The following is a 23,352-nucleotide window of genomic DNA, read 5'->3' as shown; positions in this document are numbered from 1 at the left end:
CGTCCGTGCTTCGCTGGAAGACGCACGAAAACCAGGCGAGGAGCAGCGGCCGACAGCAGACCGGGGTCAGACCGGGGCGAAAAGGGGCAGACCGAATCCATGGTGGACCAGCCCAACTCCACACCGAACCGGGGAGACGTGCCGGGTGGCCACCCGGCGGGCGTGGTCGCCCTGCTCCGGGTCGCCGCCGTCCTGGTCGACCCGGACGGCCGGATCGCCCAGTGGAACCGCACCGCCGAGGAGCTGTTCGGCCACCGCGCCGAGGTCGCCTTCGGCCGCTCCGCGCACGGCCTGCTGCCCGCCGTCGAGCCGCGCGGCGAGACCGCCGGGCCCGGCGGCGCCGGCCGCCGCTGCGACGCCCTGGACACCCTCGACGACCTGACCCGCCTGGACACCCCGTGGGCCGGCGCGATGGCCGTCCACGACCGCGAGGAGCGGCTGCGGGACGTGCTCTGGTGGGCGTACCCGCTGGTCGAGCCGGTCGGCCGGTCGCTGCTCGCGCTGGCCGCCGACGCCCGCCCGCTGCGCGCCGCCGGCCCCCGGCTCGCGCTCGGCGACAGCCTGTACGCGGCCGCCCCGGGCGGCGGCCGGCCGCACCGGGTGGCCGCCGCCTTCGCCCCGCCCGGCCCGACCGACCCGGCGGCGCTCGCCTCGCTGCTGCCCAAGAGCTCCGAGGAGCGCCGTGCCCGGCTGCTCGCCCAGCTCGCCGAGGCCGGCCTGCCGGCCCTGTGGGTGGACGCGGCGACCAGGCTTCCGGTGGTGCCCTACCAGCCGTCCGCGTCCGGCACCGCCCGGCTGGCGGCCGGGATCGGCCGCCGCTACCCCACCCCGCAGCAGCGCGCGGCCCGCCGCCCGCCCGAGCCCCAGCGGCCCGTCGCCGGCCGGATACTCCCCACCGCCGAGGTCCCGCCGTCCGGCGAGGGCCGAGGTCTCGGCACCACGGTCCCGGGCCAGCGCGGCGCGCAGCCCCGGGACGCCGACGGCACCTCCACCGCCCACGGTCCGACCCCGGGAGGCCCCACCATCGACGCCGCCGCGAACGGCCGCGCCCCCGCCGTCCCCGACCCGTCCCCGAACGGCACCGCGCACCGCACCGCCGAGGTGCCCCCGCAGCCCGCCGCGCCGAACGACGGCGTCGAGGTGGTCCGCGGCGTCCCGGACGACAACGAGCTGGCCCTGCTGTCCACCATCGGCAGCCAGGTCGGCACCACCCTCGACCTGGACACCACCGCGCACGAGCTGTGCGAGGTCCTGGTCCGCCGGGTCGCGGACTTCGCCTGCGTCGACCTGCTGGACGGGCTGATCTCCGACGCCGAGCTGTCCGACGCCCCGCCGGACGACCGCACCGAGCTGCGCCGGGTCGCCCGGGCCTTCAACCCCGCCTCCGGCCAGTGGGACCACGTCCTGGACGAGGGCGCGCTGCTCACCATGCCCGCCTCCACCCCGCCGGGCCTGGCCCTGCAGGAGAACAAGCCGGTGCTGGTCCCGACGATCAGCCCGGACGTGGCGGTGGAGTACGCCATCTCGCTCGGCGGCCCGGAGCTGGTCCCGGTGGTCGCCGGCCGCTCGATGCTGGTGCTGCCGCTGTCCGCGCGCGGCAAGATGCTCGGCATCCTCAAGCTGCTGCGGCTGCCCGACCGGGCGCCGTTCACCCGGAGCGACGCCGACACCCTGCAGGAGCTGGCGGTCCGCGCCGCGCTGTCGCTGGACAACGCCCGGCTGCACCGGGCCGAGTCCAAGGTCGCCACCACCCTGCAGCGCTCGATGATCCCGACCCGCCCGCCGAAGATCCCCGGCGTGCAGATCGCCCACCGCTACATGCCGGGCGACCGCAAGGCCGAGGTCGGCGGCGACTGGTTCGACGCGATCCAGCTGCCCGGCAGCCGGGTCGCCCTGGTGGTCGGCGACGTGATGGGCCACGGCCTGCACTCGGCGGCCGCGATGGGCCGCTTCCGCACCGCGATGCAGACCCTGGCCGCGCTCGACCTGCCGCCCGGCCAGCTGCTGCGCCACCTGGACAACCTGGCCCACAAGCTCGGCGACGACCACCTGGCGACCTGCCTGTACGCGGTCTACGACCCGATCAACCGGACCTGCGAGCTGGCCAGCGCCGGCCACGTCCCGCCGGTCCTGGTCCACCCGGACGGGCGCGGCGAGCTGCTGGAGATCCCCGAGGGCGCGCCGATCGGCGTCGGCGGGGTGCCGTTCGTGGCGAAGAAGATCGACGTCTCGGACGGCTCGATGCTGGTGCTGTGCACCGACGGCCTGGTCGAGGTCCGGGGCGGCGACATAGGGGAGGGGCTGGCCGCGCTCTGCGGCAACCTGATCGACCCCAAGCAGACCCCGGAGGAGGCCTGCGACACCGTCCTGAACACCCTGCATTCGGAGGACCGGCAGGACGACATCGCACTGCTGGTGGCCCGCTTCGACGGCGTCCCGCCGACCGAGGTGGCCACCTGGCAGCTCGGCGTCACCGAGGCCGAGGTCGGCCGGGCCCGCGGGCTGGTGCGCAGCCAGCTGGCCGCCTGGCAGCTGAGCGCACTCACCGAGTCCGTCGAGCTGCTGGTCTCCGAGCTGGTCACCAACGCCGTCCGGGTGGCCCGGGCCGAGGTGCAGCTCCAGCTGATCCGGGTGGACAAGCTGCTGGTCGAGGTCAGCGACGACAACCACAACCTGCCCTCGCTGGAGCCGGCCGAGTCGATGGACGAGCACGGCCGCGGCCTCAACCTGGTGTCCAAGCTCGCCGAGAAGTGGGGCACCGCCCGCAAGGCGGTCGGCAAGGTCGTCTACTTCGAGATGCCGCTGCCCCGCGGGTAGCGGGTCAGCGCGGCGCCAGCACGGTGCGGCGCCCGGCCTCGGCGGCGACCGAGGCCGCGGCCCGCACCCCGCCCAGCACCCGCGGCCAGAAGTCGCCGAACACCTCGACCGAGCAGGCGATCAGCACCGCGGTGAGCCCCGCCACCACGTGCTCCAGGCCCGCCAGGTTGGGCAGCAGCACGGCCTCGACGACCATGGCCAGCAGCACCGCGCCGGCCGTCCACCAGGCACGGCAGCGGAATGCCACCACCACGGCCAGCGCCACCACGGCCGCCGACGGCCCGGTGTCGCGCACGTGCGCCACCCAGCGCGGGAAGCCGAACAGGTGCTCCGGGCCGATCATCACCCCGACCCGGGCGAAGAGCGTGCCCGCCAGCGTGCAGGCGTACGCCACCACCAGGGTCAGCCGCCGGCCCAGCACGATCTCGGCGACCCCGAAGACCAGGAAGACCTGCGCCAGCGCGCCCCAGACCGGCAGGTCCAGGGCCGGCACGTACAGCGACAGCGGGGTGCGCAGCAGCGACACGTCCAGCGGCAGCGAGGCCTTGACCACGCCCAGTCCGGTGACGAAGCGCTCGCCGCCCGGCAGGTGCTGGACGATCGAGAAGGCCAGGATCAGCAGCGTCGCCGTGGTGGCCAATGGAACGGCCGCGAACTTCCGCCGCAGCAGCCCGTCCTTCAGGGTGGCGAACAGCGTGCCCCACTCCGCCACAGCGGCCCGGACGGCAAATGCGCCGAGCCCCAATTCTGCGCCCCCCGCGCGTGAGTTCCGTCCCACAGCCGCCCGCTCCCCGTCCGATCCGATGAGAAACATCTTTCTCTGTGCCACTACATCGAGCCTATGCATCGGATAAACGGCGGGCATCAGCTTTACCGCCCAACCGAAGTCATCCCAAAGAAGTAGCGGACACCGGTCTCCCTCCGCCCCCCGGCGGAGGGACCACCCCTACCCGCGCTTGTGCCGTCGCCGGAACAGCGCGGGAAGTCCGGGAGCCGTGATGAATCCCTCGGCCCGGGCACTGGCGATTCCGATCCGCGGGATCTCGCTGCTCTTCTCGAACAGCAGGTAGCGCGGCTCCCAGATCGGCCGGTACTTCGCATTGGCCCGGTAGAGGGATTCGATCTGCCACCAGCGGGAGAAGAATCCGAGCACGGACCGCCACAGCCTGAGCACCGGCCCCGCACCCAGCCTCGAACCGCGCTCGAAGACCGAGCGGAACATCGCGAAGTTCAGCGACACCCGCTCCAGCCCGACCTCCTCGGCGCGCTGCAGCAGCTCGATCACCATGAATTCCATCAGGCCGTTCTCGCTGTCGCGGTCACGGCGCATCAGGTCCAGCGACAGGCCCTTCCCGCCCCACGGGACGAAACTCAGCAGCGCCCGCAGCTCGCCGTCGCCGTCGAAGCACTCCAGCATCACGCAGCGCCCGTCCCCCGGATCCCCGAGCCGGCCCAGCGCCATCGAGAAGCCGCGCTCGGTCGCGCCGTCGCGCCAGTGGTCGGCCCTGGCCACCAGGGCGGCCATCTCCGCCTCCGGAATGGCCTCGTGCCGGCGGATCCGCACCGTGTACCCGGCCCGCTTGACCCGGTTGTACGCCTGGCGCACCACCCGCATCGCCCGGCCGTCCAGCGAGAACTCGTCCAGCTCGACGATCGCCTCGTCGCCCAGCTCCAGCGCGTCCAGCCCGTGCCGGGCGTAGATCACCCCGGCCTCCTCGGACGCCCCCATCACCGCCGGCACCCAGGCGTGCTCCCGGGCCTCCGACAGCCACGCCTCGATCGCCCCCGGCCAGGCCTCCGGGTCGCCGATCGGATCCCCCGAGGCCAGCGACACCCCGCCGACCACCCGGTACGCCACCGCCGCCTTCCCGGACGGCGAGAAGACCACCGCCTTGTCCCGGCGCAGCGCGAAGTACCCCAGCGAGTCCCGCTCGCCCTGCCTCTCCAGCAGCGCCCGCAGCCTCTGCTCGTCCTCGTCGCTGAGCAGTTCCTCACCGCGCGGGCTGCGGAAGGTCACGTACACCACGGCCAGGAACAGCAGCGCGCCCATCACGTTGATCGCCGCGTTCACCCAGATCGGGACGGAGATCACGTCCGCCACCCGGCTGGACGGGTTGACGGTGACCATCCGGAAGAACGAGTACACGAAGCGGTCGGCGAAGCTCGCGCCGTTCAGCTCGTTGGTCAGCTGCACCAGCATCGAGCCGACCAGGCCGCCCAGGCCCAGGCCCAGCACGGTCGCCGCCACCGCGGTCTTCGGGTTCGACCGGTCGCCCTTGGAGGTGAACAGCCGCCAGGACGCCAGCAGCGCCAGGAAGAAGATTCCGGTCAGCACCGTGGAAATCCAGTTCAGCGGATGGGTCCGGTACTTCTCGTCCGAGACCAGCCAGCCGACGAAACCGGCCAGCAGCACCCCCGACACCACCGTGTTGAAGATCCACGCCGCGCGCTTGCGCCGACGCATCGCCACCGCCAGGAACAGCGCCAGCAGCACCGTGGTCAGACCCGCGGTCACCAGGTACGGGGTGAAGTACTCGCCCTCGTTGTGGGTGCGCACCTGCTCCCGGAACGGCACCGAGAGCACCGCCACCAGATTGAGCAGCGCCGCCAGCCGCAGGTACCAGACCGTCAGGGCGGCGGCCCGCCGCTGCCAGCGGGCCGAACCGGATTCATCACCCTGCCGGTCGGCAGGCACGGCCGAGGGCGCCGTCTTCACCGTGGACACAGCTTCCATTCCAAACGATCGGATTTCGGGGCGCATCCGCACGACACCCGGGCAACACCGCCCGATTTCCATGGTTGCCCACCCCGGATGAGAATTGCGTGAATCCGGTAGCGGATTCCGACCCCCGCCGATCGGCGGGGGTGGACGTCGCCCGGGCGGCCACCTCCCGGCGCCGCCCGGCCGCCTAGGCTCGTAACCGGGCACACCCGTGCACCGCGCACCCGTACGGAAAGAGACCTCCGCATGCCGCCGACCCGGGTCCTGATCGTGGACGACGAGGTACTGGTCCGCTCGGGTCTCGGCCTGATCGTCGGCTCCGCCCCCGACCTGGAGGTGGTCGGCAGCTGCTCGGGCGGCCAGGCCGAGCAGCAGACCGCCGACCTCGCCCCCGACGTCGTGCTGCTCGACATCCGGATGCCCGACCTGGACGGCATCAGCGTGCTGCGCCGGCTGCGGGCCCTGCCCGACCCGCCGGCCGTGGCGATGCTCACCACCTTCGACACCGACGAGTACATCGGCACCGCGCTGCGGGCCGGCGCGGCCGGCTTCCTGCTCAAGGACACCGCCCCCGAGCAACTGGTGCACGCCGTCCGGGTGCTCGCCAGCGGCGGCAGCGTGCTCTCCCCCACCGTCACCCGCACCGTGATCGGCGGCTACGTCGAGGGCGGCGGCCCCGACACCGAGGCCACCGCACTGACCCGCCAGCTCACCGGGCGCGAACTGGACGTGCTCGCGCTGCTCGGCGAGGGCCTGTCCAACGCCGAGATCGCCGACCGGCTCTACCTGGGCACCGGCACCGTCAAGGACCACATCAGCGCCATCCTGGCCAAGCTCGGCGCCGCCAACCGGGTCCAGGCCGCCGTGGTCGCCCACCGGGCCGGCCTGGTCCGCGACGGCGACCAGGCCGGCTCATGACCACCCCGAGAACCTGGCTCACCTCCCGCCGCACCACCCTGCTGGTCCCCGTCGCGGTCGCCGTCCTGGACTCCGCCCTGGTCGCCCGCGACTCCCCGCCCTGGCAGCTGGCGCTGTCCTTCCTCGCCGCCTTCGCCCTGCTGCTGCGCCGCCGGCTGCCGCTCACCGTGCTGCTGCTCACCCTGCCCGGCGCCTGGGTCAACGACATCTGGCTGGCCCCGATGACCGCCGTCTACTCGGTCGCCGCCGCCTACAGCGCGCTGCGCGTGGTGGTGCCGAGCGCCGCCGCCTTCTCGCTGGTCGAGTTCTTCCACTGGCCGCTCGCCGAGGAGCTGTACGAGCTCACCCGCGACAACGCGCTGTACGCCATCCAGTCGCTGATGCTCGGTGCCGGGCCCGCCGCGCTCGGCCTGCTCACCCGCACCCGCCGGGAACTCGCCGCCCGGCTCACCGAGCTGACCGAGGGCCGGCAGCGGGAGAGCCGGCTGCTCGCCGAACGGGTCCTCGCCGCGGAGCGCGCCCGGCTCGCCCGCGAGATGCACGACGTGGTCTCCCACCAGGTCAGCCTGATCTCCATCCAGGCCGGCGCGCTCCAGGTCTCCACCGCCGACCCGGCCGCCCGGGACACCGCCCGCACCATCCGCGAGCTGTCCGTGCGCACCCTGGAGGAGCTGCGCCAGATGGTCGGGGTGCTGCGGGCCGCCGGCGTGCGGCGCGACGAGCCGCTCGCCCCGCAGCCGCGGCTGGCCGACCTCGCGCGGCTGATCGAGGGCAGCGGGCAGCACGTCACCGCCGAACTCCACCCCGGCGGCCGGGTCTGGCCCGAAGCGGTCGAGCGGGCCGCGTACCGGACCGTCCAGGAGGCCCTCACCAACATCAGCAAGCACGCGCCCGGGGCCGCCGTCACCGTCCGGATCACCGCCCGCGGCGCCCGGCTGCTGGTCGACGTCCACAACGGGCCCGCGCCCGAGCGCCCGAGCGCCGCGCCCGCCCCGCTGCCCGGCGGCGGCCACGGCCTGGTCGGTCTGCGCGAGCGCGCCCAACTGCTCGGCGGCACCTTCTCCGCCGTACCGACCTCCGACGGCGGCTTCGCCGTCCGCGCCGAACTCCCCGCCGTCGGCGAGTAGTCCGGCGACGACCGGACGCCCCGGGCACCGGCCGGAACCTCCGGGGCAACGAGAAAGGCCCCGCAGATCTTTCGATCTGCGGGGCCTTCGCTGTGCGCGAGGGGGGAGTTGAACCCCCACGCCCTTTCGGGCACTGGAACCTGAATCCAGCGCGTCTGCCTATTCCGCCACCCGCGCATGGGTGTTGTCTTCAGATGCTTGCCGCTCTTCCGACCTGTTGAGAAGCTTAGCGCATCTCGCGGGGTCTTCCGTCCGGCTCCCTCTCGGGCGCCCCTTCCGACATGGAAAACATTAGCACGACCTGCGGGCCACCTCCGAATCCATATCCCGGGGACCCGCAAACGGAGGGAGGCGAACGAGTGAGCGGGGCCCCGGGCGGGTAGCCCTCCCGGGCGCGACGTGCCCGGGGGAACCGTACGGACGGGCCGGGCGTGGATACGATCAGTACGGAAGTACCGCTTTCGGGCCGACCGAACCCCGGCCCGGCCCCGACGCCCTGGAAGGGGGTGCCCCGTGGGAGTCCTGAAGAAGTTCGAGCAGCGGCTCGAGGGTCTCGTGAACGGCACCTTCGCCAAGGTGTTCAAGTCCGAGGTCCAGCCGGTGGAGATCGCGGGCGCGCTGCAGCGCGAGTGCGACAACAACGCCACCATCTGGAACCGCGACCGCACGGTCGTCCCCAACGACTTCATCGTCGAGCTCAGCCCGCACGACCACGAGCGGCTGAGCCCCTACTCGACCCAGCTCGGCACCGAGCTGGCCGGGATGGTGCGCGAGTACGCCGAGGCGCAGCGCTACAGCTTCATGGGCCCGCTCCAGGTCACCCTGGAGAAGGCGGACGACCTCGACACCGGCCTGTACCGGGTGCGCAGCCGCACCCTGGCCGCCGAGCAGGCGCCGCAGCCCCCCGCCCCGCCGGCCGCGCCCCCGGGGTACGGGCGCCAGCCCACCCCGCCCGCGCCCGGCGCGCCGTGGCAGCAGCAGGGCGCGGCGCCGTACGGCGCGCCACCGCCGCCGGCCGCGCCCCCCGCGATGCCGCCGGCCCCGCCGGCCGCCGCGGGCAACGTCCGGCCGTTCCCGGGTGCCGGGCACTCCGGCGCGGCCACCCGGCGCTGGATCGAGGTCAACGGCACCCGGCACCAGATCACCGGGAACGCCGTGGTCCTGGGCCGTTCCACCGAGGCGGACATCCGGATCGACGACCCCGGGGTGTCCCGCAAGCACGCGGAGATCCGCCCCGGGACGCCAGCGATGGTGCTCGATCTCGGGTCGACCAACGGCATCGTGGTGGACGGGCAGCACACCCAGCGCGCTACGCTCCGCGACGGCTCCCGAATCGTCCTCGGGTCCACCACCATCGTCTACCGACAGGTCGAAGGGTAGAGCGGGCACCGATGTCAGATTTGACCCTGACGGTCATGCGGCTGGGATTCCTCGCCGTGCTGTGGCTGTTCGTCATCGTCGCGGTGCAGGTCATCCGCAGCGACCTGTTCGGTACGCGGGTGAACCAGCGGAGCGGGCGGGCAGCGGCCCCGGCCGCCGCCGGCACCCCGGCCGCGCGGCCGTCCCAGGAGCGGCCCGCCCCGGCGCAGCAACAGCAGCAGCCGCGGCAGCGCCGCGGGGCCCCCACGCACCTCGTGGTGACGGCCGGCTCGCTGCAGGGCACCACGGTCGCCCTGCAGGGCCAGACCATCACCCTGGGCCGGGCCCACGACTCCACCATCGTGCTCGACGACGACTACGCGTCCTCCCGGCATGCCAGGATCTACCCCGACCAGACTGGGCAGTGGACGGTCGAGGATCTAGGCTCCACCAACGGCACCTACCTGGACCGGCAGCGGCTCACCGCGCCGACGCCGCTCCAGGTCGGGATGCCGATCCGCATCGGCAGGACCGTCATCGAGCTACGGAAGTAGTCAGCGCATGAGGACCAGCACCCCGTCCACCCAGAGGAGGGTACGGACCGCATGACTCTCGTGCTGCGCTTCGCCGCCGGCTCGCACAAGGGCCTGATCCGGGAGGGGAACGAGGACTCCGGCTACGCCGGTCCCCGGCTGCTGGCCGTCGCCGACGGCATGGGCGGCGCGGCCGCCGGCGAGGTGGCCTCCTCCGAGGTGCTCGGCTCGATCGTCCGCCTGGACGAGGACGTGCCCGGCGCCGACCTGCTGACCCTGCTGAACGACGCCGTCCAGACCGCCAACGACCGGCTGCGGCAGATGGTCGAGGAGGACCCCCAGCTCGAGGGCATGGGCTGCACCCTGACCGCGATGCTGTGGACCGGCCAGCGGATGGGCCTGGTGCACATCGGCGACTCCCGGGCGTACCTGCTGCGGGACGGCTCGCTGATGCAGATCACCCAGGACCACACCTGGGTGCAGCGCCTGGTCGACGAGGGGCGGATCACCCCCGAGGAGGCCGAGACCCACCCGCAGCGCTCGCTGCTGATGCGCGCCCTGGACGGCCGCGGCCAGGTCGAGCCCGACCTGTCGATCCGCGAGGTCCGGGCCGGCGACCGCTACCTGATCTGTTCCGACGGCCTCTCCGGCCCGGTCAGCCACGAGACCCTGGAGGCCACGCTCGGGAGCTTCTACGCCCCGCAGCAGACCGTCCAGGAGCTGATCCAGCTGGCGCTGCGCGGCGGCGGCCCGGACAACATCACCTGCATCGTCGCCGACGTGATCGACGTCGGCGCCACCGACACCCTCAGCGGTCAGCTGGTGGACATCCCGGTGGTGGTCGGCGCGGTCGCCGACGCCCCGCCGCACCCGCTGGCCGACCCGAGCGTGCTGGACACCCCCGCCGGGCGGGCGGCCGGCCTCGGCCGTCCGCAGACCCCGCAGGGCGCCTTCGGCCCCGCCGAGGGCTACGGCGACGGCTACGGCGAGGGCGCGGCCGGGTACGGCGCCGGCTTCGGCCCGGCGCAGGGCTACGACGAGAGCCCGGCCGGCTCGTTCGGCGACGCCGACTACGAGGACTACGAGCCGCGGGCGCCGCGCAGGCGCCGCCGCCGGCGCGGCCTCAAGATCACCGTGTCCGCGCTGGTCGCCCTCGGCCTGCTCGGCGCGGCCGGCTGGTTCGGCTACCAGTGGACGCAGGACCAGTACTACGTGGGCGCCGACGGCGAGTCCGTCGCGGTGTACCGCGGGGTCAACCAGAACCTGGCCGGCTTCGGGCTCTCCTCGGTCTTCGAGAAGCACGCCGACGTCGAGCTGAAGTTCCTGCCCGCCTACCAGCGCACCCAGGTGACCAACACCATCCAGGCCAAGAGCCTGGCCGACGCCAAGGACCAGGTCCGCAAGCTCGGCGAGCAGGCTGCCGTGTGCAAGAAGGTGGCCGCCGCCAAGGAGGCCTCCACCCAGGCCGCCGCGGGCACCGCCGGCACCGCACCCAGCCCCGCCCCGCTGACCGAGGCGGAGCAGCAGCTGGCCGCCTCCTGCCCGGGCCAGTAGGCCGCACCAGCCGTCGGGGAGCGGCCACAGACGTGAGCACTTTTGACTTGAACGCCCAGAGCAGCAGCACCGGCAGACGCGCCAACACCACGATCACGCCGCAGGCGGCGCCGAACCGGCGCAACACCGAGCTGGCGATGCTCGGCTTCGCCGTCGCCATCCCGGTGCTGGCCTACGCCAACGTGGGCCTGGCGATGGACGGCGCCCTGCCCGCCGGCATGCTCGGCTACGGCCTGGGCATGGCGGTGCTCGCCCTGCTCGCCCACCTCGCGGTGCGCCGCTTCGCAGCGTACGCCGACCCGCTGCTGCTGCCGCTGGCCACCCTGCTCAACGGGCTCGGGGTGGTGATGATCTGGCGCCTGGACAAGGCCGGCAAGCTGCTGCGCAACAACTTCCCGGCGGCCAGCAACCAGCTGATGTGGTCGGGCCTGGGCGTGCTGCTGTTCATCGGCGTGGTCTGGCTGCTCAAGGACCACCGGATCCTGCAGCGCTACACCTACATCTCGATGGTGGTCGCGCTGGTGCTGCTGGCGGCGCCGGCCTTCTTCCCCTCCCGGGACGAGGACTTCGGCGCCAAGATCTGGATCCGCTTCGGCAGCTTCTCGATCCAGCCCGGCGAGTTCGCCAAGATCATCATCACGGTGTTCTTCGCCGGCTTCCTGATGGTCAAGAAGGACGCGCTGGCGCTGGCCAGCCGTCGCTTCATGGGCATGCTGCTGCCGCGCGGGCGCGACCTCGGCCCGATCCTGCTGGTCTGGCTGCTGTCGATCCTGATCCTCGTCTTCGAGACCGACCTCGGCACCTCGTTCCTGTTCTTCGGCCTCTTCGTGGTGATGCTCTACGTCGCCACCGAGCGGACCAGCTGGATCATCTTCGGCCTGGTGATGTCGATCGGCGGCGCGGCCGTGGTCGCCACCGTGGAGCCGCACGTCAAGACCCGCATCAACGCCTGGCTGGACCCGATGGCGGCGTTCGGGCCGCACCCGCCCAAGCAGTCCAGCGAGCAGATCGGCCAGACCCTGATGGCGCTGGGCTCCGGCGGCACCACCGGCACCGGCCTCGGCCAGGGCCGGTCCTGGCTGATCCAGTTCGCCGCCAAGAGCGACTTCATCCTCGGCTCCTTCGGCGAGGAGCTCGGCCTGACCGGGCTGATGGCGATCTTCCTGGTGTACGGGCTGATCGTGCAGCGCGGCCTGCGCACCGCGCTGGCCGCCCGCGACGCCTTCGGCAAGCTGCTCGCCACCGGCCTGACCTCGGCCTTCGCGCTGCAGGTCTTCGTGGTGGCCGGCGGCGTCACCGGGCTGATCCCGCTGACCGGCATGACCATGCCGTTCCTGGCGCAGGGCGGATCCTCACTGGTCGCCAACTGGGCGCTGATCGCGATCCTGCTGAAGATCAGCGACATCGCGCGCCGCCCCACCGCCGAGCCGGCCGCCGCCATCCCGGAACCGACCAGGGGACCCGCCTCGTGAACAAGCCCATCCGCCGCGTCGCGATCTTCTGCCTGGTGCTGGTCCTGGCCCTGATGGTGCGGGTCAACTGGGTGCAGGGCGTCCAGGCCACCGCCTGGGCGAACAACCCGCACAACGACCGCAACAAGTACGACCGCTACGCCTACCCGCGCGGCAACATCATCGTCGGCGGCCAGGCGATCACCAGCTCGGACAAGGTCAACGGCCTGCGCTACAAGTACAAGCGCTCCTGGGTCGACGGGCCGATGTACGCGCCGGTGACCGGGTGGTCCTCGCAGTCCTTCGACGCCAGCCAGCTGGAGAAGCTCGAGGACGGCATCCTCTCGGGCAACGACTCCCGGCTGTTCTTCCGCAACACCCTGGACATGCTCACCGGCAAGCCCAAGCAGGGCGGCGACGTGGTGACCACGATCAACCCGAAGGCGCAGAAGGCCGCCTTCGAGGGCCTGGGCAACCGCAAGGGCGCCGCGGTCGCCATCGACCCGCGCACCGGGGCGATCCTGGCGCTGGTCTCCACCCCCTCGTACGACCCGGGCAGCTTCTCCGGCAGCTCCGACGCGGACTCCAAGGCCTGGACCGACCTCAACGCGGACCCCAACAAGCCCATGCTCAACCGGGCGCTGCGCGAGACCTACCCGCCCGGCTCGACCTTCAAGCTGGTCACCGCGGCCGCCGCGTTCGAGAACGGCAAGTTCCAGTCGATCGACGACAGGACCGACACCCCGGACCCGTACGTCCTGCCGAACACCAAGACCGAGCTGAAGAACTCCAGCGACGACGAGCCCTGCGAGAACGCCACGCTCAAGGTCGCCATGGACTACTCGTGCAACACGGTCTACGGCAAGATCGGCGCGGACCTGGGCAAGGACAAGATGCGCGCCCAGGCGGAGAAGTTCGGCTTCAACAACGACAAGCTGGACGTCCCGATCCGGCCGGTCACCAGCGTCTTCCCCAAGGCGTCCGACCCCGCCGGCACCGCGATGGACTCGATCGGCCAGCACGACACCCGGGCCACCCCGCTGCAGATGGCGATGGTCGCCGCCGCGATCGCCAACAACGGCACCCTGATGCAGCCGTACCTGGTGCAGCAGGAGCGCTCGGCCACCGACGTGATCTCCAACCACACCGAGCACCAGCTCGGCCAGGCCGTCTCGCCCGCCACCGCGCAGAAGCTCCAGCAGCTGATGGAGAGCGTGGTGCAGAACGGAACCGGCAAGAAGGCCAAGATCGACGGCGCCACGGTGGGCGGCAAGACCGGTACCGCCCAGCACGGCCAGGACAACGCGGGCCTGCCCTTCGCCTGGTTCATGTCGTACGCCAAGGGCGGCGACGGCGCCCAGGTCGCGGTCGCGGTGGTGGTCGAGGACGGCTCGCAGGAGCGCAACGAGATCAGCGGCGGGGCCCTGGCCGCGCCGATCGCCAAGGCCGTGATGCAGGCCGTGCTGAACAAGTAGGCACTGGTCGTATACGTCACAAAACGGTGGATCCGCTCCGCCCACCGGCCTGAATTGTCACAATGGACCGGTTCCGGTCGGTACCGGTCTGGTCTCAGCTGGCAGCCTGTTCGGGCTCCATCGGACAGGGCCGGTAGCGTATTCGCCAACAGTGCGTGCGGGGAACCTACGTCACATCCTCACCGACCGGTGGGGGAGAGGGTCGGAGATATGGAAGAGCCTCGTCGCCTCGGCGGCAGGTACGAGCTCGGCGGCGTCCTAGGACGCGGCGGCATGGCCGAGGTCTACCTCGGGCATGACACCCGGCTCGGCCGCTCGGTCGCCGTGAAGACCCTCCGCGCCGACATGGCCCGCGACCCCTCCTTCCAGGCCCGCTTCCGCCGCGAGGCCCAGTCCGCGGCGTCCCTCAACCACCCCGCCATCGTCGCCGTGTACGACACCGGCGAGGACTACATCGACGGCATCTCCATCCCGTACATCGTGATGGAGTACGTCGAGGGCTCCACCCTGCGCGAACTGCTGCACTCCGGCCGCCGGCTGCTGCCCGAGCGCGCCCTGGAGATGACCATCGGCATCCTCCAGGCCCTGGAGTACTCGCACCGGGCCGGCATCGTCCACCGCGACATCAAGCCCGCCAACGTCATGCTCACCCGCCAGGGCAACGTCAAGGTCATGGACTTCGGCATCGCCCGCGCCATGGGCGACGCCGGCATGACGATGACCCAGACCTCCGCGGTCATCGGCACCGCCCAGTACCTCTCCCCCGAGCAGGCCAAGGGCGAGACCGTCGACGCCCGCTCCGACCTGTACTCCACCGGCTGCCTGCTCTACGAGCTGCTCACCGTGCGCCCGCCGTTCGTCGGCGACTCCCCGGTGGCGGTGGCCTACCAGCACGTCCGCGAGGAGGCCCAGCCGCCGTCCGCGTACGACCCCGAGGTCCGCCCCGAGGTCGACGCGATCGTGCTCAAGGCCCTCGCCAAGGAGCGCGACTACCGGTACCAGTCCGCCGACGAGATGCGCGACGACATCGAGCGCTTCCTCGACGGCCTCCCGGTCGCCGCCGCCCAGCAGGCCGCCTACGGCATGGGCGCGGCCGGCTACGGCTACGGCTACGACCAGAACGGCGGCCAGTACGACCCGTACGGCCAGACCAACGTGCTGCCCCAGCAGGGCGCGGCCGGCCCGACCACCATGCTCCCGCAGGTCGGCAACCAGCAGCAGGGGTACGGCTACGACACCGCCGACCACGGCTCGGGCGGCTCCGGCGGCGGGTACGACGACAGCTACGGCGGGGGCGGCGGCCGCCGCCGCGACGACCAGCCGAAGAAGAACAACACCTCCTGGATCATCCTGGCAGTCGCCGCCGTCCTGGTCCTGGTCGGCGCCTTCTTCGTGGTCCAGGCGATGGTCAAGAGCGGCGACTCGGCCGGCGACAAGACCACCGTGCCCAACCTGGTCGGCAAGACCCTCACCGAGGCCCAGACCGCCGCCCGCGCGCAGAACGCGAGCCTCAAGGTCGAGGCCGGCGACCCGACCGCCTGCCCCGAAGCCAAGATCCAGAAGGACCAGGTCTGCACCCAGGACCAGGCCGCCGGCACCCAGGTCTCCGCCAGCTCCACCATCAAGGTGCACCTGTCCTCCGGCCCGGCCGAGGCCACCGTCCCGGACGTCACCGGACAGACCAAGGACGCCGCCACCGCCACCCTGCAGAAGGCCGGCTTCACCGTCACCACGACCTACCAGAACGACGACAAGGTCGACCAGGAGAAGGTCGTCTCGCAGAGCCCGACCGGCAAGGCCGCGGCGGGCGCCACCATCAACCTGGTCATCTCCTCCGGCCAGCAGAAGGTCGCCGTCCCCAACGTCGTCGGCCAGCAGCAGGACGCCGCCAGCCAGGCCCTCACCGACGCCGGCTTCACCCCCCAGGTGAAGACCGCCCCGGTCACCGACGCCGCCAAGATCGGCCAGGTCATCGACCAGACGCCGAAGAACGCCACGGCGAAGAAGGGCACCACGGTCACCATCACCGTCGGCAAGCAGGCCGACAAGGTGCAGGTCCCCGACCTCAAGGGCAAGACCGTCAAGGAGGCCACCGCCCAGCTCAAGGCCCTCGGCCTGACCTGGACCTTCGGCGGCGCCGGCGGCAGCGACAACAACGTCGTCATCAACACCGCCCCCGGCCCGAACAACCTGGTCGACGCCAACTCGAGCGTCCAGCTGTTCACCGGCTTCGGGAAGCCCGGCGACGCCACCACGCCGCCGAACTGACCCGGCACCGACGCCCGAGGGGCCCGCACCGCACGGTGCGGGCCCCTCCGCGTTCTCCCCGGCTGCCGGGATCAGCGCAGCTCGGCCGGGAGACTGCGCCGGGCGTCCACCGGCTCCTCCCGGACCAGCTCGCCGAAGACCGCCATCCGGTAGCGCGAGGTGTACACCGGCGTGCAGGTGGTCAGCGTGATGTACCGCCCCGGCCCGGTGAACGGCGACCCCTTCGGCACCGGCGCGACGATCCCGGTGTCGTACTTCGAGGTCTGCTCCAGCGTCCCCGCCACCCGGTACACGAACCAGCGGTCCACCGTCTCCACCGCCACCGCGTCGCCCGGCCTCAGCCGGTCCAGGTCGTGGAACTTCGCGCCGTGCCCGTCCCGATGCGCTGCCAACGCGAAGTTGCCGCTCGCCGCCCAGGGCATCGCCGCCTCGTACGGCTCCTCGTACACCCCGGCCGCGCCCGCGTCGAGGACCTCCGGCCCGGTGCCCATCCGGATCAGCACCTCGAAGTCCCTGCCCAGCGCCGGCACCCGCAGGAAGCCGATCCCCGACCCCGGCGTGAAGCTCCGGGCCTCCGGCACCGGGCGGCCGGACTCCGACGGCCCGGGCGGCGGCTGCGCCGCCCAGCCCTGCCGCAGCCGCTCCCCCGCCTTCCCGGCGGCGCCCTCGGCGACCACGTCGGTCCACCACAGCGAGTACCCGACGAAGAGCGCCAGCACCAGGCCGAAGGTGATCAGCAGCTCGCCGACCACCCCGACCGCCCCGGCGGACCTCCGCCGGCCGACCCGCCCGTCCCCGACCGATTCCATGGCGACACGCCCCTCACCGGCCGGACGGACCGATCACTGACGGCCGGTCAGCGCGTCCGGCTGTCCCTGACTCCTCGGCCGTTCCTCGGTCATACTGCCAAAGACGATCAGCCGACCCCGGGCACTGAACTCCGGCGTGCATGTCGTCAACGTGATGTACCGACCCGGTCGGGTGAACGGCGACCCCTTCGGCACCGGCTGGATCACCCCGACGTTGGTCGGCGGCGTCTCCGGGATCCCGCCCGCCACCTTGTACGTGTAGTACGCCGTCGCGGTCTCCACCACGATCAGGTCCCCCGGCGCCAACTGGCCGATCTTGCGGAACGGCTGACCGTGCGTCGTCCGGTGCGCGGCCACCGCGAAGTTCCCCGCCGCGTCGGCCGGCATCGCGGTACCCGTGTAGTGGCCCACCAGGCCCTTGTCGAGCACCTGCTGCTTCTGGGTGCCCTCCGCGACCGGGTACTTCAGCCCCAGCTTCGGGATGTGGATGATGGCGAAGCCCTGGCCCGGCTCGAACGTCCCGGCCGGCTTGGCGCCGGGCGCGCCCGGCGCCGCGGTCGGCTGCTGCTGGCCGTTCCACTGCTGCTCCAGCTGCTGCCCCGCCGCGTCGGCCTGCTGATCGGCCTGCACGTTGGTCCACCAGAGCTGGTACGAGACGAACAGCAGCATCACCACGCCCAGCGTGATGAACAGCTCGCCCACCAGCCGGGCGGCCACCACCCGCGCGCGCTCCTTGGGACGCACCCGCGCCGCGCCGCCGCGACCGGCGGCCCGGCGGCGGCCCGGGCCCGGGCCCAGCGCCCTGGCCTTCTCCGCCCGGCGCCGCTCCGACCTGCTGTCCGGCGGCTCCTGGGCCGTGGCCGGTGCGGGCAGCCGCAGCCGCATCGTCCGGTCGTCCTGCTCCGGCTCGGCCGGCTCGTACACGCCCCAGCCGTCATGGTCGCCGGTGCCGCCCTGCGCGCCCCCCTCGGGCCGTAGCGCGGTCACCGGTCAGCCCCGCCCGATCACCGGGGCCAGGCCGGCCGACCGGCCCACCGCCTCCGGGAAGCCGCACTCGGCCAGCCAGTTGGCCAGCATCCGGTGCCCGCCCTCGGTCAGCACCGACTCCGGGTGGAACTGCACGCCCTCCACCGGGAGCTCCCGGTGCCGCAGGCCCATGATCACGCCGCTGCCCTCGGTCCGGGCGGTGACCACCAGCTCCTCGGGCACGGTCGCCGGGTCGACGGCCAGCGAGTGGTACCGGGTCGCGGTCATCGGCGCGGGCAGGCCCGCGAACACCCCGCCGTCCTCGTGCTCGACCAGCGAGGTCTTGCCGTGCAGCAGCTCCGGCGCCCGGCCGACCACCGCGCCGTACGCCACCGCGATCGACTGCAGGCCCAGGCACACCCCGAACACCGGCAGCCCGACCGAGGCGCAGTGGTGGACCATGTCCACGCACACCCCGGCCTCCTCCGGCGTCCCCGGGCCGGGGGAGAGCAGCACCCCGTCGAAGCCGGCCCCGCCGTCGCGGGGCACCGCGTGCTCCACCGTCACCTCGTCGTTGCGCACCACCTCGCAGGTGGCGCCCAGCTGGTACAGGTACTGGACGAGGTTGAAGACGAAGCTGTCGTAGTTGTCGACCACGAGGATCCGGGGCTGGCGGCCGGCGGAGGTCATCGGGCTCTCCTGGTGTGCGGGATCGGGCGGGTGCGGATCGGGGCTGGGGCGGCGGGCGCGGCGACCGGGCTCAGCCGGCGCCGCCCTGGTCCACCGTCACGTCGCCGAAGGGCAGCAGCGGCTCGGCCCACGGGAAGACGTACTGGAACAGGACGTAGACCACCCCGAGCACCAGCAGCAGGCAGATCACGGCCCGTACCGCGGTGTTGCCGGGCAGGTGCCGCCAGATCCAGCCGTACATGGAGCTCCTCAGTGGTTCAGGTCCGCACAAGCGTATTGGGTGCGCGGCGGGCAGCACCGCCACTTTGCTGCGGCTTCACTGGACGGGGGTGGCGTACCTGAGGTCGACCGAGCCCGCGTAGCCGGGGACGGTCAGGTCGCCGCTCTCCTGGACCTTCCAGCCCAGCCCGTAGGCCGTGACGTAGCCCAGGTAGTTCCGGATGGTCGGGTCCGCGTCCACCGCGGCCTTCAGCTGGTCGGTCCGCCCGACCGCCTTGATCACGTACGGCGGGGAGTAGACCCGGCCCTGGAGCAGCAGGGTGTTGCCCACGCAGCGGACCGCGCTGGTGGCGATCAGCCGCTGGTCCATCACCTGGATCCCCTCGGCGCCGCCCCGCCACAGCGCGTTGACCACGGCCTGGATGTCCTGCTGGTGGATGACCAGGTCGTTGACGCCGGGCTCGGGCACCCCGGGGATGCGGGCGGTGGCGTTCGGCGGGGCGTCGTTGAGGGTCACGGTCAGACCTGGGCCGCGCAGCGGGTCCATCCCGGCGGCCTGCTCCAGGGCGTCCAGCCGGGCGGCCTCCAACGGGCTCTGCCCCTGCTGCTGGGCCAGCCGGTCGGCCCGCTCCTGGTCCTCGCCGACCTGCTGCTCGAGCTGCTGGTTCTGGGTGGACCGCTGCCGTATCACGTCGCTCAGCTTCAGCAGCGAGTTGTCGGTCCGCAGATCGGTGCCCTTCGCGGTCTGACCGCTGATGTAGAAGAGCAGTCCGGCGAGTGCGAAGACGGCGCAGGTCAGGGCAGGTCCGACAATTCGGATCCTTCGGGGGCGCGGAGGGCCGGGCTGGGGGGGAATCGTGGAATTCGGCACCGTACCCTTATCTCCTTAACACCCGGCGAACCACTACGCTAACGGACGCCGGTGGCATGTGCGGAGTACCTCCCGTACGGACCGGCCCCCACAGCCGCCTCGCCCCGCTGCACACTGCGCGGTCACAGCGCATCGACAGGAGAACCTCTCGTGCCGAAGTCTCGACTCCGCAAGAAGTCCGACTACACCCCGCCGACCGGATCGCCGACGGCGGTGAAGATCAGTTCCGGGCGCGGCTGGGTCGCCCCGCTGATGCTGGCGCTGTTCCTGATCGGCCTGGTCTGGATCGTCACCTACTACGTGACCAGTGGCACCTGGCCGGTCCAGGCCTGGGGCAACTGGAACATCCTGGCCGGGTTCGGCTTCATCGCCGCGGGCTTCGGCGTCTCCACCCAGTGGAAGTAGCGGCTCGCCCGCTCCTCACCGCCACCACACCCGAAGCACCAGTCACAGGCGTTTCACCGGCACCGCTCCGGAACGACCCGGAGCGGTGCTTTCGGCTGCCCTCCACCGAACGTCCCACGGCCTGGCCGAACGTTTATCCACACGGTTATCCACACTGGGGAAAAGTCACTCCAGCCTGTGGATAACTTGGGTCGTCCAGAACCGCTCCCGACCTTCCGAATTCCGGCATTCACGCAGCACAACGCGCGTAGAACGGGTCCTTTCCGCCCTGTCCCCCAACGGCCGAGCACCGGCTGTGCACAGCCGCAAGCGCACTGTGGACAACCGGCGCCGGTGCACAGCATGGCGCCCACCGCCCGACCGGCCGGTGAGGCGCGCCGCCTGCCGCCGCAGACGGCCCAGCCCGGCGTGCCGCGAGAGGGGAGCGGATGCATGATCTCCAATCAGGTGGAAATGTGCATACCGGACACCCGCCGGAATCCGCCGAGGAGGAGAAGCCGTGACCCGTATGGATACAGCGCGCGAGACCGCAGGACGGACGAAGGACGCCATCGCGCCCTACGCCGCCACCGCCAAGGACGCCGCACTGCACTACGCGGACGAGGCCAAGCACCTGATCGGCCCCAAGCTGGAGGCGCTCGGCCCGAAGGCGGCATCCGCCGGCGTCCAGGCCCGCACCGGCGCCTCCAACGCCGCCCAGGCCGCCCGGGTGCAGTACGCCAAGCACGTCGCCCCGCGCCTGGAGAACGCCTTCACCAGCCTGCCCCCGGAGACCCAGAAGGCCACCCTGAAGGCCGTGCACCGGGCCCAGGAGGCCGCGCTCGCCGCCAAGCTCTCCGCCACCCAGGCCGCCGGCCAGGCCCGCTCCACCGTGGTCCCCAAGGTCGCCGACGCCTACAACGGCGCCGTCGAGTCGGTCACCCCCTACGCCCAGGAGGCGCAGGCCCGCGGCGCCGCCGCCCTGACCGCGCTCCAGGGGCACGTCAGCGCCGCCGAGATCAGCGAGCTGGCCGCCAAGAACATCAAGAAGGAGAACCACCACCGCAGCGGCTGGGCCACCGGCCTCGCGGTGGCTGGCACCATCGCCATCGGCACCGGCGTGCTCGCCTGGCAGTGGTACCGCAAGCAGAACAACCCCGAGTGGCTGGTCGAGCCGCCGGTGCCGGCCGCCGACACCGCCACGGGCTCCGGTACCGCCACCGGCTCCGGCTCCGGCTCCGGAGGGCTGAACGGTGGCGGCAGCGGCGCCCACGCCTCCGCCTCGTCCGACGCCCCGGCCGGGAGCGCCACCGGCACACCGGTCGGCGACGCCGTGATGAACGGCTCCGCCCCGCGCCCCACGGCCGAGGAGGGCCCGAAGGACTCTCCCGGCCCCGAGCCCGACGCCGCCAAGCCCGCCGCACCGGCCTCCGACGACCGGCCCAAGCCGCACGACCCGCGCAAGCCGCACTGACCCCGGCCCGGTGCCCGCAACGCGAAAGGGCCGCCGACCCCGTCTACCGGGATCGGCGGCCCTCCGCCGTGTACCGCTGTGGAGCTTAGGAGATTCGAACTCCTGACATCTGCCATGCAAAGACAGCGCTCTACCAACTGAGCTAAAGCCCCGAGTGCCAAGCACCGAGCACTAGAGTACCCGCTCCGGACGGAAATCCTGAGCGGGTTCGGGTCGGTCCCGGACGACGGCCGGGACCGACCCGCCGAAGATCGTCCGGGACCTCAGCGGCCGGCCGGGACCGGGTCGGTGGCCTCGGTCCACAGGTCCTGCTCGGCCTTGTCCGCCTGGACCTGACGGTAGACAAAGAAGCCGCCGAGGGCGACCAGGGCGACCAGGAGAAGCTTCTTCACCGCGGGACCTCGTCCTTCTTGCTTGCGTGTGGTGTACGAGCACGAACCAGCGGTCAGGCTACAGACCGCCCTGCGGCCGATGATACACACCGGTAACCCAATCAAGAGCGGCCACCACTGCGTCCAACCGGCCGATCCGAACCCGGGATTGACGCCGGTGCCGGCACCACCGCCACTCCCCCGTCCAGATCCACCCTGGTCCGCGGCGGCGCCCCCTCGCCCTCCTCGTCCCGGAGCATCAGCGTGGTCTTCCGCTGCTCGAGCTCGGCCTGCTTGCCGGCCGCGAACTGGGCGTGCAACTGTTCGAACCCGGTCGAGGACACCTGCCCCTCCCGGCCCGTCCCGCGCCACGGGATCCACCGGGCCCGGCGAGCCCTCAGCGCGAGCTGGTCGACGAACGCCAGCACCACCAGTGCGCAGACCAGCCCGGGAAGACTCATCGCCCAGAACACCGCCATGCCCCTCCAACGGCGGCGTCCCCAGCGACGTTCCCCAGCCTGTGGAAAACCGAGGGCGTTAGACCGACAGGCTGTCGGTCTAACGCCCGGATTTAGACCGACAGCCTGTCGGTCTAAAATTTGGTTACTTACGGTGACGGATCCGAGAACGGATCAGCTCCTGCCGGAGCGCCCTCAGGTCGTCGCCGTACCGGCAGACCCGCTCGCCCATCGCCGTGATCACCGCGTCCTGCGCGTCCAGCCGGCGCTCGACCGAGCCGATCGGGTCCTCCTCCGGCTCGGCGAACGGGTCCAGCCCGTCGATCTTGCGCTGCCACGCCTGGGCGGCCGGGTCGCGGGTGACCACCTCGTACTCGTCCCACCGCAGCTCGTTCCACCGCTTCCACGGCCGCACCGGCGCGACCCCGGGCTCCCGGGCCGCCTCGACCACGTCCAGGACGTGCTGCCGCACCTGCCGGGCGACGGCGCTCCCCCGCAGCAGCAGTGCCACGTTCAGCACCGCCCTCCGGGTGAACAGGGCCAGCCCGGAACGGGCCTGTGGATAACCCGCAGGAAACACCGACAACATGTCGGTCTTAAATTCCTGCAGCTCAGCGCCGCGCAACACGGCCATGCCGTTGGCGGCCAGCTCGGAACGGTGACGTTCCGTCACCTTCTGGACGACCTTCTCGTCCACCTCGAAGTAGTCGGCGACCATCCGGGTGGTGATGTGCACACCGTCCGGGAGGAGGACGAGCGCCTTGACCTTGTCGAGGGCGTCGGTGCGCCCGGCGAGTTGCCGACGGAAGGTCGGCGATTCGAGGATGACGGCTTCCATGGACATGGGGATGCCTCACACGGTTGAAGTGATCTCTGTGAAGCGCCC

General features: G+C 72.1%; 21 protein-coding genes and 2 tRNA genes. 11 read left to right on the top strand and 12 right to left on the bottom strand.

The window, feature by feature from the left end:
* Positions 1 to 99 precede the first annotated feature (99 nt).
* Positions 100 to 2,817 (top strand): ATP-binding SpoIIE family protein phosphatase, encoded by a 2,718-nt coding sequence (locus tag ABEB06_RS19875; protein ID WP_345698208.1) that lies wholly within the window; start codon positions 100 to 102, stop codon positions 2,815 to 2,817.
* A 4-nt stretch (positions 2,818 to 2,821) separates the two neighbouring features.
* Here the strand turns inward: ABEB06_RS19875 and ABEB06_RS19870 are convergent, their stop codons facing one another.
* Together ABEB06_RS19870 and ABEB06_RS19865 are read right to left on the bottom strand one after the other, a co-directional pair.
* The gene (locus ABEB06_RS19870; RefSeq protein WP_345698207.1) at positions 2,822 to 3,529 is read right to left on the bottom strand and encodes a hypothetical protein; all 708 of its coding nucleotides are present in this window, start codon (positions 3,527 to 3,529) and stop codon (positions 2,822 to 2,824) included.
* A gap of 234 nt (positions 3,530 to 3,763) precedes the next feature.
* Positions 3,764 to 5,551, bottom strand: a complete 1,788-nt coding sequence (locus ABEB06_RS19865) for a phosphatidylglycerol lysyltransferase domain-containing protein (RefSeq protein WP_425559657.1) — start codon at positions 5,549 to 5,551, stop codon at positions 3,764 to 3,766.
* A 234-nt stretch (positions 5,552 to 5,785) separates the two neighbouring features.
* Here ABEB06_RS19865 and ABEB06_RS19860 point away from each other — a divergent pair, with 234 nt between their 5' ends.
* Positions 5,786 to 6,457 (top strand): response regulator, encoded by a 672-nt coding sequence (locus ABEB06_RS19860; RefSeq protein ID WP_345698206.1) that lies wholly within the window; start codon positions 5,786 to 5,788, stop codon positions 6,455 to 6,457.
* Positions 6,454 to 7,584, top strand: a complete 1,131-nt coding sequence (locus ABEB06_RS19855) for a sensor histidine kinase (RefSeq protein ID WP_345698205.1) — start codon at positions 6,454 to 6,456, stop codon at positions 7,582 to 7,584. Before ABEB06_RS19860 ends, ABEB06_RS19855 begins: the two co-directional genes overlap by 4 nt.
* A gap of 93 nt (positions 7,585 to 7,677) precedes the next feature.
* Here ABEB06_RS19855 and ABEB06_RS19850 read toward each other — a convergent pair.
* Positions 7,678 to 7,761: transfer RNA gene (locus ABEB06_RS19850), tRNA-Leu, on the bottom strand.
* 336 nt (positions 7,762 to 8,097) lie between these two features.
* On the opposite strand from ABEB06_RS19850, the gene ABEB06_RS19845 reads away from it, so the two are divergent.
* From ABEB06_RS19845 to pknB, 6 genes are all read left to right on the top strand, one after another.
* Positions 8,098 to 8,964 carry an FHA domain-containing protein gene (locus ABEB06_RS19845; protein ID WP_345698204.1) on the top strand — a complete coding sequence of 289 codons (867 nt, stop codon included), beginning with the start codon at positions 8,098 to 8,100 and terminating at the stop codon, positions 8,962 to 8,964.
* 11 nt (positions 8,965 to 8,975) lie between these two features.
* Positions 8,976 to 9,497 (top strand): FHA domain-containing protein FhaB/FipA, encoded by a 522-nt coding sequence (locus ABEB06_RS19840; protein WP_345698203.1) that lies wholly within the window; start codon positions 8,976 to 8,978, stop codon positions 9,495 to 9,497.
* Between the two features lie 51 nt (positions 9,498 to 9,548).
* The gene (locus tag ABEB06_RS19835; protein ID WP_345698202.1) at positions 9,549 to 11,030 is read left to right on the top strand and encodes a PP2C family protein-serine/threonine phosphatase; all 1,482 of its coding nucleotides are present in this window, start codon (positions 9,549 to 9,551) and stop codon (positions 11,028 to 11,030) included.
* Between the two features lie 32 nt (positions 11,031 to 11,062).
* The gene (locus tag ABEB06_RS19830; protein ID WP_425559656.1) at positions 11,063 to 12,502 is read left to right on the top strand and encodes an FtsW/RodA/SpoVE family cell cycle protein; all 1,440 of its coding nucleotides are present in this window, start codon (positions 11,063 to 11,065) and stop codon (positions 12,500 to 12,502) included.
* Positions 12,499 to 13,956: a peptidoglycan D,D-transpeptidase FtsI family protein gene (locus tag ABEB06_RS19825; RefSeq protein ID WP_345698201.1), complete on the top strand. Its 1,458-nt coding sequence runs from the start codon at positions 12,499 to 12,501 to the stop codon at positions 13,954 to 13,956. Before ABEB06_RS19830 ends, ABEB06_RS19825 begins: the two co-directional genes overlap by 4 nt.
* A gap of 210 nt (positions 13,957 to 14,166) precedes the next feature.
* Positions 14,167 to 16,224: a Stk1 family PASTA domain-containing Ser/Thr kinase gene (pknB, locus tag ABEB06_RS19820; protein WP_345698200.1), complete on the top strand. Its 2,058-nt coding sequence runs from the start codon at positions 14,167 to 14,169 to the stop codon at positions 16,222 to 16,224.
* Positions 16,225 to 16,295: 71 nt separating this feature from the next.
* Here pknB and ABEB06_RS19815 read toward each other — a convergent pair whose 3' ends face one another.
* The 5 genes from ABEB06_RS19815 to ABEB06_RS19795 all read right to left on the bottom strand — a co-directional run bounded on the left by ABEB06_RS19815 (position 16,296) and on the right by ABEB06_RS19795 (position 19,779).
* Positions 16,296 to 17,033, bottom strand: coding sequence for a class E sortase (locus ABEB06_RS19815; protein WP_345698199.1), 738 nt, complete (start codon positions 17,031 to 17,033; stop codon positions 16,296 to 16,298).
* A 33-nt stretch (positions 17,034 to 17,066) separates the two neighbouring features.
* Positions 17,067 to 18,020: a class E sortase gene (locus ABEB06_RS19810; protein WP_345698198.1), complete on the bottom strand. Its 954-nt coding sequence runs from the start codon at positions 18,018 to 18,020 to the stop codon at positions 17,067 to 17,069.
* Positions 18,021 to 18,023: 3 nt separating this feature from the next.
* The gene (locus ABEB06_RS19805; protein WP_345698197.1) at positions 18,024 to 18,689 is read right to left on the bottom strand and encodes an aminodeoxychorismate/anthranilate synthase component II; all 666 of its coding nucleotides are present in this window, start codon (positions 18,687 to 18,689) and stop codon (positions 18,024 to 18,026) included.
* A 70-nt stretch (positions 18,690 to 18,759) separates the two neighbouring features.
* A complete protein-coding gene (locus ABEB06_RS19800; protein WP_345698196.1) occupies positions 18,760 to 18,930 on the bottom strand; it encodes a hypothetical protein in 171 nt (56 codons plus the stop codon).
* Positions 18,931 to 19,005: 75 nt separating this feature from the next.
* Positions 19,006 to 19,779 (bottom strand): DUF881 domain-containing protein, encoded by a 774-nt coding sequence (locus tag ABEB06_RS19795; RefSeq protein WP_425559655.1) that lies wholly within the window; start codon positions 19,777 to 19,779, stop codon positions 19,006 to 19,008.
* 150 nt (positions 19,780 to 19,929) lie between these two features.
* Between ABEB06_RS19795 and crgA the strand changes: the two genes are divergently transcribed.
* Positions 19,930 to 20,184, top strand: coding sequence for a cell division protein CrgA (gene crgA / locus ABEB06_RS19790; RefSeq protein ID WP_345698195.1), 255 nt, complete (start codon positions 19,930 to 19,932; stop codon positions 20,182 to 20,184).
* Positions 20,185 to 20,692: 508 nt separating this feature from the next.
* Positions 20,693 to 21,637, top strand: a complete 945-nt coding sequence (locus ABEB06_RS19785) for a DUF5324 family protein (protein WP_345701910.1) — start codon at positions 20,693 to 20,695, stop codon at positions 21,635 to 21,637.
* A 79-nt stretch (positions 21,638 to 21,716) separates the two neighbouring features.
* On the opposite strand, the gene ABEB06_RS19780 is transcribed toward ABEB06_RS19785, so the two are convergent.
* The 4 genes from ABEB06_RS19780 to ABEB06_RS19765 form a co-directional block, all read right to left on the bottom strand.
* A tRNA-Ala gene (locus ABEB06_RS19780) sits at positions 21,717 to 21,789 on the bottom strand.
* A gap of 111 nt (positions 21,790 to 21,900) precedes the next feature.
* A complete protein-coding gene (locus ABEB06_RS19775; protein ID WP_253802799.1) occupies positions 21,901 to 22,029 on the bottom strand; it encodes a DLW-39 family protein in 129 nt (42 codons plus the stop codon).
* 101 nt (positions 22,030 to 22,130) lie between these two features.
* Complete coding sequence (locus ABEB06_RS19770; RefSeq protein ID WP_345698194.1) at positions 22,131 to 22,487, bottom strand: DUF6191 domain-containing protein; 357 nt, start codon at positions 22,485 to 22,487, stop codon at positions 22,131 to 22,133.
* Between the two features lie 124 nt (positions 22,488 to 22,611).
* Positions 22,612 to 23,310, bottom strand: a complete 699-nt coding sequence (locus ABEB06_RS19765; RefSeq protein ID WP_345698193.1) for a hypothetical protein — start codon at positions 23,308 to 23,310, stop codon at positions 22,612 to 22,614.
* Between the last annotated feature and the right edge of the window lie 42 nt (positions 23,311 to 23,352).

The sequence above is a fragment of the Kitasatospora terrestris genome (assembly GCF_039542905.1).
GTDB classification, from domain to species: Bacteria; Actinomycetota; Actinomycetes; order Streptomycetales; family Streptomycetaceae; genus Kitasatospora; species Kitasatospora terrestris.
The sequence above is the reverse complement of the archived record's forward strand: the minus strand, read 5'-3'. Positions and strand labels throughout refer to the sequence as shown.